This is a genomic window from Mycobacterium intracellulare ATCC 13950, assembly GCF_000277125.1.
GTDB classification, from domain to species: Bacteria; Actinomycetota; Actinomycetes; order Mycobacteriales; family Mycobacteriaceae; genus Mycobacterium; species Mycobacterium intracellulare.
The window spans coordinates 995,338-1,008,084 of sequence record NC_016946.1 but is presented as its reverse complement, the minus strand read 5'-3'; the positions used below and the strand labels follow the sequence as shown (position 1 = coordinate 1,008,084).

At 67.3% G+C, this 12,747-nt stretch carries 11 protein-coding genes; 3 read left to right on the top strand and 8 right to left on the bottom strand.

Going from position 1 to position 12,747, the window contains the following annotated elements:
- Positions 1–3: 3 nt before the first annotated feature.
- Positions 4–1,047, top strand: a complete 1,044-nt coding sequence (locus OCU_RS30000; protein WP_036458286.1) for a glycosyltransferase family 4 protein — start codon at positions 4–6, stop codon at positions 1,045–1,047.
- A gap of 8 nt (positions 1,048–1,055) precedes the next feature.
- Here OCU_RS30000 and OCU_RS29995 read toward each other — a convergent pair whose 3' ends face one another.
- Positions 1,056–1,541, bottom strand: coding sequence for a glycosyltransferase (locus tag OCU_RS29995; protein ID WP_014379315.1), 486 nt, complete (start codon positions 1,539–1,541; stop codon positions 1,056–1,058).
- Positions 1,538–1,993 carry a glycosyltransferase family protein gene (locus OCU_RS29990; RefSeq protein WP_008254160.1) on the bottom strand — a complete coding sequence of 152 codons (456 nt, stop codon included), beginning with the start codon at positions 1,991–1,993 and terminating at the stop codon, positions 1,538–1,540. The genes OCU_RS29995 and OCU_RS29990 overlap by 4 nt, the downstream gene beginning before the upstream one ends.
- A 210-nt stretch (positions 1,994–2,203) precedes the next feature.
- On the opposite strand from OCU_RS29990, the gene OCU_RS29985 reads away from it, so the two are divergent.
- Positions 2,204–3,322 (top strand): Gfo/Idh/MocA family protein, encoded by a 1,119-nt coding sequence (locus tag OCU_RS29985; RefSeq protein ID WP_014379314.1) that lies wholly within the window; start codon positions 2,204–2,206, stop codon positions 3,320–3,322.
- The gene (locus tag OCU_RS29980; protein ID WP_014379313.1) at positions 3,319–4,194 is read left to right on the top strand and encodes a hypothetical protein; all 876 of its coding nucleotides are present in this window, start codon (positions 3,319–3,321) and stop codon (positions 4,192–4,194) included. The genes OCU_RS29985 and OCU_RS29980 overlap by 4 nt, the downstream gene beginning before the upstream one ends.
- Positions 4,195–4,208: 14 nt before the next feature.
- Here the strand turns inward: OCU_RS29980 and OCU_RS29975 are convergent, their stop codons facing one another.
- The 6 genes from OCU_RS29975 to OCU_RS29950 form a co-directional block, all read right to left on the bottom strand.
- Complete coding sequence (locus OCU_RS29975; protein WP_263649573.1) at positions 4,209–5,894, bottom strand: GMC oxidoreductase; 1,686 nt, start codon at positions 5,892–5,894, stop codon at positions 4,209–4,211.
- A gap of 8 nt (positions 5,895–5,902) precedes the next feature.
- On the bottom strand, positions 5,903–6,829 hold the full coding sequence (locus OCU_RS29970; RefSeq protein WP_014379311.1) for an aldo/keto reductase: 927 nt from the start codon (positions 6,827–6,829) through the stop codon (positions 5,903–5,905).
- A 16-nt stretch (positions 6,830–6,845) separates the two neighbouring features.
- Positions 6,846–7,859, bottom strand: a complete 1,014-nt coding sequence (locus tag OCU_RS29965; RefSeq protein ID WP_036458276.1) for a glycosyltransferase family 4 protein — start codon at positions 7,857–7,859, stop codon at positions 6,846–6,848.
- 15 nt (positions 7,860–7,874) lie between these two features.
- The gene (locus OCU_RS29960) at positions 7,875–9,377 is read right to left on the bottom strand and encodes an O-antigen ligase family protein (protein ID WP_014379309.1); all 1,503 of its coding nucleotides are present in this window, start codon (positions 9,375–9,377) and stop codon (positions 7,875–7,877) included.
- On the bottom strand, positions 9,374–10,840 hold the full coding sequence (locus OCU_RS29955; RefSeq protein WP_009955589.1) for a tyrosine-protein kinase domain-containing protein: 1,467 nt from the start codon (positions 10,838–10,840) through the stop codon (positions 9,374–9,376). The genes OCU_RS29960 and OCU_RS29955 overlap by 4 nt, the downstream gene beginning before the upstream one ends.
- A 177-nt stretch (positions 10,841–11,017) precedes the next feature.
- Entirely contained in the window at positions 11,018–12,694 is a 1,677-nt protein-coding gene (locus OCU_RS29950; RefSeq protein ID WP_044059199.1) for a hypothetical protein, read from the bottom strand.
- Positions 12,695–12,747: the final 53 nt, after the last annotated feature.

Below are 12,747 nucleotides of genomic sequence, written 5' to 3'. Positions count from 1 at the left end.
CGGGTGCTGTGGCTTTCGCCGTGGACGCGACCGGCGGTGCGGGTGCAAGCCGAAGCGCTGCTGCGCCACGGTGCCGACGTGCTGTTGGTCACCTCCGATCAGCATCCGGAATCGGACGCCGCGCGCGATTACGAGTTGGTGCTCGACCCGCGCTTTCGCACGGCCGCGACCTGGCTGCCGACCCTGAAGGCCTGGCGCCGCGTCCGCCGCTTCCGGCCCGACATCGTGATCGCCGAACTGGTCCGGGATCCGCGCTGGATCGCGTTGGCCGGGCGAGCCCCCCGCATTCAGGTGGTACACGACGATCGGCCGCACGACCCCGACGAACTGACCCCGGCCTACGAGCGCGCCGTGTTCGACCGCTGGGCCGCGCGCTCGGCCGCCACCATCACCTACAGCGACTATGTCGCGGCCGCGGTGTCCGCGCGCCGCGATGTCGCCGGTACGCCGGTGCATGTCGTGCCGTTGGCCAGCGACCTCGATCTCGACCGCGTTCCGCCGTTCGTGGGGCCCGAACGGCGCCGCGATTTCGTCATGTTCGGCCGGCTCAACCCGTACAAGAACGTCGATGTCGTGCTGGCGGCCTGGCAGCGGCATGTGATCGGCGGCGGCTGGCGAGGCGACAACCTGGTGCTCGTCGGCGACGGGCCGCTGGACGCCGAAGCCCTGCCCAAACACACGCTCTGGCGCAACGGCAGCTTCCGCTACGCCGATGTCATCCCCACGCTGGCCGCCGCCAAAGGGTCGCTCGCCCACTATCGGCGCGCCTCACAGAGTGGCGTGCAGTCGCTCTCGATGCAGCTGGGCGTCATGCCGATCGTGTCGACCGCCGGCGCATTGCCCGAATACCAGCCGGCGGGTTTGCCCCCGATCGGGGTCGACGACGTCGCCGGGCTCGCCGCCGCTTTCGACCTCCTGGCCGATCCGGTGACCGCGGCCCGCCTGGGGGCCGAAGCGGCGCGCCACTACGCGCACCGATGCGCGGTTGACCTTGTCGCCGTGCGCATTTTGGACGTCATCGCCCAGGTGCTGGATCGCCGGCGGTGACGGGAGGCTCAGGCCAGGCCCCGCCAGAACGTCTCCAGCCACCCGGTGAGTTCGCGGGCCCGGCCCAGCGCATCGGGTGGCGCCGATCGGGACCGCGTCGCCGCGATGGCCGCCGGGAGCTCCTCTGTTTCCCGGGCCACGGTCGCCAGCCCGGCACCCGCCATCTTCTCGGCGAACGGCAGCTGGTGCTCATCGACGTGCTCCCCGCGCGACGAGCGACGCGGCACCAGCACGGGATGTTTCCCTTGCTCGACGCACAGCAGCGTCGATCCGGCGCCCGCGTGGGTCACTGCGACGGAGGCCCGCCGGATGTGCGTGCAGACGTCCCCGAAGGACAGGAAGCGCTCGAACGCGGCGTGGCGCGGCTCGAATTTGCAGGTTCCGAGCTGTACGAAAAAGTCCTCCCCCACCGCGTCGGTGCGCGCCAGCTCGTCCACCGCGCGCGCCAGCCGGTCGAAGGGATGGACCTCCATCCCCATGATCACGAAGATCACACGATCCTCCCGTGATACTCGGTGCGGGGAATCCGGTCGGCCAACTCGGGCCACTGCACCAGAAAGCGGGAGGCGAACGGCTTCACCATGCGGGCGGTGAGCGAGAGTTCGGTGATGCGGGTGATGGATTCGACGAACACGGTGGGAATCCGCAGCAGCCAGGCCAGCCACAGGAAGGGTGCGGCCACGCCCGATCCGGTCGTCAAGATCATGGCGGGGCGGTGGCGGATCAAAAGGCGTAGGGCCAGCACCAGATTGCGCAGCAGGTTGGGCACGTTACGGACCGTCGGGTGCGCGGCCCAGTACACCTCGCGCTCGTCGCGCAACAGGTAACGGGCGTCGGCGGTCCCGAAACTCACCCAAAACCGATCCTTGTCCTGCCAGAACTCGCGCAGGCAGAACATCTCGTAGATGTGCCCACCGGAGGACGCGATGAGGAGCAGCCGACCCATGTCTCCCCTCGGTTGAGGCGCGCCGATCTTCTGGCGGCGCGGCGATCCCGATGTCAAAGACTAACTCCCATCGTGGCCGTCCCCGGGTTGCGACGGCAAACAGATCGAGCGGATTTCGCGATGATGCGTTGACCGGATGCTAACGTCCACCTTGTTGGCGGGCCGTACACGTTGCCGATGCGGCACTCGGAGTGAGTAGAGGCGCGGACCATGATTCGAACGGCCATAGTCGGCCTGGGCAAGATGGGTCTTTCGCACCTCGCAATACTTCGCACGCACCCAGACCTCGACGTGGTCGGCGTGTGTGACTCCGCCGGCTATCTGCGCGACATCCTGGCCAAATACACCGGTCTGGACTGCTACGACGATTTCGATCGGATGCTGGCGCAGACGAAGGCCGACGCGGTTGTCGTCGCCGTTCCGTCGCGGATGCACGCGCCGATGGTCGAAAAGGCCCTTGCCCGAGGCACACACGTCTTCTGCGAGAAACCGTTCGTCCTCGATGTCCGCGACGGCGAGCGCCTGGTGACGCTCGCCGAGAGTAATCGGCTCGTCACGCAGGTCGGCTATCACTGCCGCTTCATCGGCGCCTTCCAAGAGGCGGCACGAATCGTCGCGGCGGGGGCTCTCGGGCAGGTACACCACGTGCGTGCCGAGGCATACGGCCCCGTCGTCCTTCGACAGAAGGGAAGCACGTGGCGCGGCGTCAAAGCCGAAGGCGGTGGCGCCCTCTACGACTACGCCTGCCACGCCATCGATTTGATGAACTTCATCGCCGGCGTGCCCCTTGCGGTCGACGGAGTCGTCCGCCACAGCGTCTTCTCGCGCGACGTCGACGACGAGGTCTACTGCACGATGCGCTACGGCAACGGCGCCAGCGGCCAGCTGTGCGTGAACTGGAGCGACGAGAGCTTTCGCAAGATGTCGACGAAGGTTTCGGTGTGGGGAACCAACGGCCGCGTCGTCGCCGATCGGCAGGAATGCCAGATCTATCTCCGCGAGACGCACCCCGGGGTCCCCGACCTGGGGGCGGGATGGACGATCCGGTACACGACCGATCTCACCGACGAGGTCTGGTATTACCTTCGGGGTGAAGAGTATTCGGCGCAGATCGACTATTTCGCGCAGAGCATCAAGAACAACCGGGTGAACGGCGAGAACACTTTTCGCTCGGCGCTCGACGTCGATCGTGTGGTCGACATGATCACCGGCGCTGGAGCCGGCGCGTCACCCCTGCCTCAGGCGGCCGCGAATGGCTCCCCGCGCGGCTCGCGGCGCCGCGAGATCGTCGCGCGCATCAGGAAACTCACGTCCCCGAGGGCATCGTGACCATGGACCGTGTGCTGTTCGGCGACAACCAGTTCTTCGGCGTCAACCACATGTCCGAGGAGAAAGCGCGCGCCCAGGCGATACGGTTTCAGCACCTACCGCCCGTGCTGGGGACGCTGGACGCCGCGTACCAGGAAGGCATCCGCACGTTCGTGTGCACGACGCACGACCGGGTCGGCGAAATCTGCGATCATTTCCGCGCCAACCGGACCCGCTACCCCGACTACGTCTTCTACCCGTGCATGCCGTACGCGCACAAGTACGCCAACGCCGTGACCGAGTTCGGGATGCTCGAGGCGCTGCGCAGGTTCCTGCCCGACGATGGGGCCGTCAAGTCGATGTTCAAGGGCGGTGTCGCCCTCGCGGGCAAGGACATCGAGCCGATCATGCAGCTATTGGTCGACGCCGAGATGAAGATGTTCACCGGACTGTCCACGCCCGTCATCTTCATTCAAAACGTCGTCACCGACTTGCTTCTCGGCCTGGGCATGGACGAGGGGTTCCGGTTTTTCTCCGACCACGTCAGGCTCAAGTACGGTGCCGAGCCGGGGTTCATCACCATGAATCTCCCGCGCCTGCTCGACGCCCTCGACGGCCAGGGAATCGAGAATCCGATCGTGTGCGCCAATTTCAACAAGATCGGCTTCCGGATGTGTGGCGGAATCGAGCTCTACGAGAGGACAATCCGCGAGCGCCGCTGCCGGCTGATCGCGATGTCGGTGCTCGCCTCGGGCGCGATCCCGCCCCGCGAGGCCATCGATTACGTCTGCGGTCAGCCGCAGATCCATTCGATCGTCTTCGGCGCATCCAGCCGCGCGAACATTCGGCAGACGAAGTCGCTGATCGACGAGCTGTGGCAGGTCCCGACGTGATCCCCGGACCCCGGTTAGCTCGAATCCGTTGACGAGCAGGTGATTCGGGCTTTCGCCAGACGCTCCGCGAGCCGCACGCCCAGCGCGATCCCGAGAAGCGTCGGGTTGGCCTGGCTCGATGTCGGCAACACCGACGTGCTCGCGACGTAGAGTCCGCGAACCCCATGGACTTGCAGGTGTGGATCTACGACGCCGCCTTCCGGCGATGTCGACATCCGGGTGGTTCCCGCCTGGTGGTAACCGGTCCGCTTCTTCATGTACGCACGGACCGCGGCCTCGACATCGTCGGTCAGCCACTCCACGTATCCCACGCCGTGGCGGCGAAGGTGGTCATCGATGGCGGCGATGGCCTTGCGCACGCTTGCGTAATCGGCGTCGGAGAAGTGCATGCTGGTGCGAATCCTCCTCATGCCGAGGGCGTCTCGTTCGTCGGTCAGCTCGACCCGGCTCTCCCAGTGCGGAAGGTGCTCGCCGTGGTACTGCAGCAGGTAGCGATTGTCGGCGCTCTTCACGAAGAACCCGGGCGCCTTGCGGCCCCGGCGGAGGAACCGTGCGTAGCAGAAGGCGACGGCGAACCGGAGGGAACCGAACAGGTCTCGCACGACGTTGCCCAGATGCGCAAGGATTCGTGGCGAACCGTCGGTCTTGGTGTGGGCCTCACGGATCGCCTCCGCGAGCAGGAATCGTCCGATCGGCGAGATCAGTGTCAGGTACACCCCGGACAGAATCCCGCTTCCGTGACTCGGGTCGCTGATCGGCGGATTCACCAAGAAGATTGCGGCGTTCGGCATTCCGCTCTGGCGCAACAGCTGCGGGTCGAAGGTGAAGCGCCGGCGAACATACACCCCCTCCCCGTCCCGCTCGTATCCGTGGATGACCTCATCCGTGGTGAATTGCACGCGCGCGACCCGGGCCTCGACGTGCGCCATGTACCAGCGCCCCAGGTGCCCGCCCGCGTTCCCCAGCCCCCCGGGGTGATGGCGATCCGACGCCAGCAGCAGGCGGGTGGCCTCCAAACCCCCGGTCGCGATGACGTAGTCCGTCGCAACCACTCGCCCCGCACCGCCGTTCAAGGACTTGACCACCAGGTGGTCGACGGCGTCGCCGGCCGCCGTCGTCACGATCTCGGTGCAGGTGAGGCCGGTCCACAGCGTGAGATGGGGAGCGTCTCGCAACGCCGCCCGGTAACGGCGCCCGAAACGGGTTGGTAGCGCCCAGCGCTCGAGCTCGGTCGTCCGCACGTCGCCGTCGGGGAGGCCCGCGACCAAGTCGCGCTCCGCGATCTCGGGGATCTCGCGCGCATTGAACGCCGCCCGACCGCATACCGCCCAGTCGCAGGCCCGCTGAAGGTAGGGCTCGACGTCGTCGTATCCGATGGGCCACGGCGCCTGCGCCGTAATGGGCCGGTCCTCGAAATCGATGGGGTCGAACTCGAGGCAGCGTCCCCCCCAGAGCGCCGAGGTTCCACCGACCTGCCGGCGGACCGTCAGCTCGCTACGCGAATGGAAGTAGTCGTCGTGCCGGGAATCGAACCTCGACAGCGCTTGGGCCGCACGGTCGTTGCGTTCGAGGCCGCTTTCGACGAGGACCACCTGCACGCCCGACCCGGCGAGTTCCAGCGCGGTCGCGATGCCGATCGGGCCGGCCCCGACGACCACCACATCCGTTTCGATCGTCATGCCGTGGGCGAAGTCCGCCATGTCGCGAATCACGCGGCCGCACCCTGTCGGAACTCCTTGACGAGAGCGAGAAACCGCGCCACGGTCTCGGCGTCCGGTGGCGACGAGACCGCGTCGGCGGCTTCGGTGACCCGCTGCGGCCTGGTGGTGCTGTAAAGGATTGCGCGGCAGCCCGTTGCGGTGACCGACGAGGCGAGGATCAGCCGAGCCAGCGCGCCGGGGGCCAGCGGGTCGGCCTGCAGGGCTTCGCGCCAGCGGCTTGCCATTCCGGGGTCGGCAACCAAGGCGCCCGAGAGCTTGCGGTGCGGCCGCTCGAGTACGCCGAATGCGATATCGGCCGGTCTCGGCGAAGGCTCGAGCAAGTCGCTGCGGAGTTGGCTGACTGCCCGCGGCCCGAATGCGCGGACGAAGTCCAGCTCGAGCCCCTCGTCCTGCGAGACGCCCCAGGCGCGAATCTTTCCCTGTTGGCGCGCCCGCTCAAAGAATTCGCGCAGTTCGTCGCTCGCAACGGTGTCCTGAGACCTCGGCGCGTGGACGAAGAGGATGTCGACATGGTCGACGCCGAGCGCCGCCAGGCTCTCGTCGAGGCTGCGTGTCGCAACGGCCGCGTCGTACACCCGGCCGCCCGCCGACGGCGCCTGCTGCCGCTTGACGATACGGCGCAGCGCGGGAGCCTTTTTCAGCAGCGCCCGGGCCGGGGCCTGGAATCGGCCGAGCCGCCGCGCCGCGCCGCCGACATCGATGCCGAACTTGGTGGCGATGGTCACGCTGTCGCGGTCGACCGTGCGCAAAAAGGCCCCGAGCTCAGCCTCGGCCATTCCCAGCCCGTACATCCGCGCGGTGTCGAAGTGGGTGATGCCGCTGTCCACGGCGCCGGCGAGCACGGCCATCCGTTCCTTCTTCGACGGCGACTGCATCAGTGCGCCGCATCCGAAACCGATTGCGCTGACCGCCAATTGCGGTCCCTGAAGTTCAACCCGTCGCAATGTCGCAGCCCAGGTAGATGCGGCGGAGTTCGGCGTCGATGACGTCGGGGCTCCGTGTCGCCGCGACGTGCGCTTGACCCCGCAGCCCGTCACGCTCGGCCAGCTCGGGGTCGCGCAGGTACCGGCCGATCGCGTTGGCCAACGCGGGCACATCGCCGACCGGGACCAGCATGCCCGGGTCGGGGGCGATCTCCGTCGTCCCACCGACGGGCGTCGCCACGAACGGGCGCGCGCCGGCCAGGGCTTCGGTCAGGATCATCGGCATGCCCTCCGCAGACGACGGGAGCACCACCACCCGGACCGAGCGGAGCAGCCCACGGACCGCGTCGGGATGCATCGGACCCTCGACGGTCAGCCGCTCCGTCTCCGGCGGGGCATAGTCGTCGATGGGACCGATTATCCGACAACGGCCTTCGATGCCCTCGGCGAGAAGAAGCCGCCAGGCCGCCACAAGTCTGTCGACACCTTTGCGAAGCCCAACGGTGCCCGCGAACAGCGCCACGGGTGGCGTGGAGGCCGCACCGGGCGCACCACGGTCGACCACGATCGGGTTCGGCACCATGGCGGTCCGCACCGTCGGCGCCACCTCGGCGACCGCGGCGCGCGCTTCCTCCGACAACAGGATCACATGGTCCGCCCGCTTCAACGTCGCGCCCACGAAGCGGGGGCGCGACCTGGCGAACTCGGGAAAGTCGGGGCCATGGAGGGTGGCGATCACCCGGAAACCCTTGGCCCTGGCCAAGCGGATCAACGGTCCTTCGCGCAGCCAGGCCCCGCCGTTGGAGATATGGAAGTGCACGATGGTGCCTCGAGGGGACCAGGCCAGTGACATCCCCGCGCGTGCGGTGAGAAACAGGTTCCTCAGATGGCGGTCCCCGTTCCAGGTCGACAGGACCCGGATGTCGTCGGCGCCGATCTTGTTGTCGCGCAAGACCCGGATCACGGACTGCGTCCCGCCGATGCTGTACATGTCGGGCCCCACGTGTGTCACTGAGATCATGTCGGCCTGGCTCGTCTACGGGAAAGTGACCGCGCCAACCGTGGCATCGAGGGGCGGGTCGGGCGTGGCGGCCGGCGCCGGATTGTCGTCGGTCCGGCTGCCCTCCGCGTCCCGGCGCCGCAAGCCGGCGTAGCCCATCGCCGCCCCCAGCGCCATGCCCAAGCCCAAGGCGTCCATCGGCATCTCCGGCAACGGCCACACGGCGGATATCGCCAACAGGCCCGCGGCGACGGCCGCACTGATTTTCGCGGGCGCCGGGGCGCACCGCAGCGCGAGGATCACCGGCGTGAGCGCGAACAGCACGAACGCGGCCATGCCCACCGCGCCGGCCTTGGCCAGCCACCACAGGTAGAAGTTGTGGGAGTAGGCGGGATAGAGGTACCGATGGAATTCGTCGTCGCCGGTCGGCGGCTGGTACACGTAGCCCAGGCCGTGCCCGAAGAACGGGGCCTGGGCGATGGTCTCCTTGAGGAGATTGATTTCCCGCAGTCGCTCCAGCGCCGAATCGTCCACCGCGAGCGCGCTCGACGTAACCCCGCCCAGCACCCGCTGATTGAACGCGACGTACTGATCGGCCAGCCACGCCCCGGTCTTCGAACGCTGCAGCAAAAACAGCGACCCGGGCACCGCCACCGCGACGACGGCCAGGCCGACCGTCGCGGCCACGACCGCCCGCCGCACGGCCGCCCAACTCAGGCTGCCCAACAGTGCGACCGCGGCCGCCACCCCCATGGAGATCAGCGTGTTGCGGGAAAAGGACAGCAGCGAAATGCTCAGCGCGGGAACGCCCAACGCGAGATAAGCCATGGGTCGGACCCGGCCCACGATCGGGGCGGCGACCAGTGCGCTCAGCACCGCGGTGGCCGGCGTCTGGGTGGACAGGATGATGCGCACGGCCTGACCGGCACCCGTCGTCCCCTCCAGGCTTTCCGCCCGACCGGCCAACCGGATGGCGTACAGCGAGCTGATGATCGCCATCGCCGCCGAAAACCACAGGATCACGATCATCACCCGGATCGACCATCGGACGTGTCCGCTGTAGACGACGAACATCGCAAGGACGAAGCCGATCGCCATTTCGATCATGGTGGTCGCTTCGCGGGTCACCGTGAGGTCGGGGTTTCCCGTGGCGAATCCGGTGGCCGTGGAACACAGCACCGCCACCACCAGGATCCCCGGCAGCACGAAGTCGGACGACCGCGGTTTCGCGGTGGGGATCAGGTAGCAGATCGCGAGGATGGCCGCCAGGTGGTACGCGTAAATCGTCAGCGGGCCAAAGACTTTCCCCACGTGTAAGCCTTCCGGCAGTGCCGCGAACGCACCGAACAGCGTGACCCCCACCATCCCTTCGGGTTTCACCCAGTACACGACCACGCAGAACAACGCGGCGGTCAGCAGCACACCCTCGGTGGTTCGGCGCACCGACAGCACGCCGAACGCGAAGCATCCGAACACGAAGATCGCCAGCAGGGCGCCATCCACGGCCAGGCGGTGACGGGCCCGCAGGTACGGGATCACGCCGGCCTGCTGACCTTTGACCGGTAGGCGCGGTCGGCGGCCCTGATGTGCAGCGACTGGCGGGCGTCGGTCAGCACCGTGCCGACCACCTGTGCGCCGGCGGCGCGCAGGGCGGTCAACGCGTCCTTGAGTTCGTCCGCGGTCGTGCGCTTCGCGCGAACCACCAGCACGGTGGCGGGGACGGCACCGGCCAGCAGGCCGGTGTCGGCGGTCGCCAGCACCGGCGGGCCGTCGATGACGATGCGGTCAAACCGTGAGGACAATTCCTGCACCACTCGGTCGATCACTTCCGGCAGGTACGCGCTGGGGGGCAGACTCTCGCGCCGTGCGGACCGCGACGCGAGGATGTGCAGCTTCGAAATCGGCGTCGGCTTCACCACCTGGGCGGCCGCGGCGGGGTTGGCGAGCGCGTTGGCCAGCCCCTCCCCCGATTCGACCCTGAGCAGACCGGCGATCACGTGCCGGCGGCTGTCGCCCTCGACGAGCAGTGCGTCTTCGCCCATCTCGGCGAGCGCGAGCGCCAGGTTCATCGCCGTCGTCGTCGTTCCCTCGCCACCGAACGGGCCGGCCACCAACACCTGACGGGCATTGGGTCCCATCGCCCTGAGCAGCCGGGTGCGCATGCCGCGCACCGCGTCGTCGAATGCGGTGTCGGTGCCGAACCGCGGAGTCCCGCCGCGCTTTCCCGGCAGCTCCGCCAAGGTCGGCAGGCCCGAGAGTTCCTCCAGCTTGGCGCGGGTGCGCACGGTGCGGTCGCCGGCCTCGCGGGTCAGCGCCACCGCGATGGCCAACAGCAGACCGGCGATGAACCCGATCGCCATGTTTCGCAGCGGCACCGGCGACACCGGAATCTTCGGAACGCGGGGCGGCTCGACCATCGTCGCCCGCGCCAAAGGCCACGGCTTGCCGGTCGGTCCCGCCGATGCCGGCACGTCGGACGGTTGACCCGACGGCGGCGGCGTCGTCTCGACCGCCTCGGGTCGCGGTCCCGCGGTGACCGGCGCGGCCACACCGTTCGACGCCGGGTTCGGGGCAAGCGTCGGCAGCATCGCGCTGAACTGACCGGCCATGGCGCCCGCCAGCGCGGCGGCGCGCGCCGGGTCGGTGTCTTTGACGCTGATCGTGAACAGCACCGATTTCGGGGTGTATTTGACTTGGGTTTGGCTCAGCAGATCATCGGCGCGCATGGGAAGTTGGAGCTGGCGGATGGCGCGCTCGGCCACGATGTGTCCACCGGCGATTTGCGCGTACGACGACAGCCGTTCCTGGGCGGCCTGCGTGCCGCTGTACACCTCGTTGAGGTCGGTCGCACCGGAAAATGAGATGAGGACCGTGGCCGACGACTGGTAGTGCTTGGTCTGCAATGCGGTCACGAACGCGGCGCCGACGGTACACGCCAGCAGCGCGGTCAAGGCGAGTTTCCAGTGCGCGCCGAGAATCCGGACGAAGGTACGGAAATCCATCGGCTATTAACCTTTCTAAAAGCCTTCGGCGGGAAGAAAACTCTGCGGTTTTGCCCCACCAGCCGCGCATACCACTGCAGATTATGCAGCATCATCAGGCGGGCATTGGCGGAATCGCGGTCCCGCTGCCCCGGTTGATTTACCGCGTAATTGGCGACGCGGCGCCCGCAGTCATCGTCACGCGGCGTGAGTCAACGCGTCGCGGGACAGATTCAGCGTCGCGATCGGATAGCATCCGGTGCCGTCGCGCCCGTCACGCGCGAGCCGCATGGGCGGATAGTTCACCACGTGGTTCGCGCCCGGCTTGTGCTGTTGCCAATCGACCGAGGCGCACAACGTGTAATGCCCTGGCGCCAAGCCCGCCAAGTCGATGTGAATGGACTCCGTCGTCGACGCCGGCAACGGCTCCTTGCTGGAGCCGTCCCCGGATGGGCTTTGGACCAGGGTTTTCAGCGCCACGGTCGCGGGAAGCGTGCGGACCACGGCCCCCGAGAAATCGACGAGCCGGTAGCCCGGGACCCAGTTTTCGGTCGCGGCGGCCGCGCCGTAATTGGTCCACGCGACGGCCAGGGTCGCCTTGCCGTCTTTCACCGATTGCGATTCCTGCCGCGCCTCCACCGAATACCGGTAGCCTGCGACGACGTTTGCCCGCGCCCACAGCAAGTACAGCGCCGGGTCCATCGGTGTCGACGAATCCACAGCCGGGAAGTTGAAACTCGATGTCATCGACACGTGGTACTTGACGACGTCCTGCAGGCCTTTTTCGTAGTAGGTCCGCGGATCGGTTTTCTCGGGCAGCTGGCACCATTCGGTGATCATCGGCGCCGACGCCAGCCGGTTCCTCAGCGCTCCGACCAGCGGATCCTTGGACTGCACATAGTGGGAACCATCTCTTTCGGCCCACGCGGGCAGCGGATCCTGCACGCCCAGGCAGTCCGCGCGGATGCCCACCGGCGCGGACAGTTTCTTCGTCACGTCGTCGGCGATCAACTGGCGCACGATCTCCGGGTTCAGTGCGGTTGTCACCAATTGCGTGTGGGGAAAAGCGTTTACGGTCGCCGCGACCAGCTGCCGAATGGACTCGGCGGTGATGTTCTGGTCACGAAACTGGCTGTAATACCCCAGCTTCGCGACGCTCTCATCGGGTGCGGGCCCCGGCGCACCGAGTGTGTCACGCAGATACGAGATGTGGTTCTCGCTGAAATCGCCATAGCCGGAGAATTCGAAGACGCTCAGCCGTTCGTCGCCGTCGTAACGGCGGCCCAACGCGGCCAACAGCTGGCCGAATGCGTTCAGGTAGTTCGGATCATTCCAGTTCGGAACGACCTGCGTGACGCCGGGCATCCACCAATATCGTTGCGGACCGGAGTAGTTGGTTGCCGCGGCGCCCATCCAGTCGGGCATCGCGATGTTGGTGTTGTTCGGATAGACGGTGTCGCAACACGAGTTGTAGGCGACCACACGAAGCGTCAGGCGCATGTTTCGACCGGCCAATTTCGTCAGGGCGTCATCGATCACGCTGAAATCGAATTTGCGATCGTCGGGAGCGTCCGGCGGCAGTGTGCTCGGATCGGTGGGCTGCAACTGGCGCCAGGGGACACGCAAACTGGCGTCGTAGGACGCCGGCCACGCCGGGTAGCGCCGCTGCGCCGGATTGCCCTGCGGGAACAGCGGTTGCAGGAGATCTTCGTACTGGCCGCGCAGGGGGTTCGGCACGTCCTGCACGGACAACGGTATGGCCGGACTGCTGATCAGGGCGAGCGGATCAAGGTCGCTGCGGCCGTCACATCCGTCGAGCACCAACGTCACGCACACGGTGACGACAAGGAGAATGTTCCTAATTGTCCGGACCATGATTGCTCGCGCTAAACCGTGTCCGACAAATGCATCTACTGCTACCTCTCTGG

Bases quoted from the DNA above. Each gene is read 5' to 3' on its own strand.
- OCU_RS29990 (WP_008254160.1), bottom strand. From the start codon at position 1,993: ATGGGTCGGCTGCTCCTCATCGCGTCCTCCGGTGGGCACATCTACGAG.
- OCU_RS29985 (WP_014379314.1), top strand. From the start codon at position 2,204: ATGATTCGAACGGCCATAGTCGGCCTGGGCAAGATGGGTCTTTCGCAC.
- OCU_RS29975 (WP_263649573.1), bottom strand. From the start codon at position 5,894: ATGGCGGACTTCGCCCACGGCATGACGATCGAAACGGATGTGGTGGTC.
- OCU_RS29965 (WP_036458276.1), bottom strand. From the start codon at position 7,859: ATGATCTCAGTGACACACGTGGGGCCCGACATGTACAGCATCGGCGGG.
- OCU_RS29955 (WP_009955589.1), bottom strand. From the start codon at position 10,840: ATGGATTTCCGTACCTTCGTCCGGATTCTCGGCGCGCACTGGAAACTC.
- OCU_RS29950 (WP_044059199.1), bottom strand. From the start codon at position 12,694: ATGGTCCGGACAATTAGGAACATTCTCCTTGTCGTCACCGTGTGCGTG.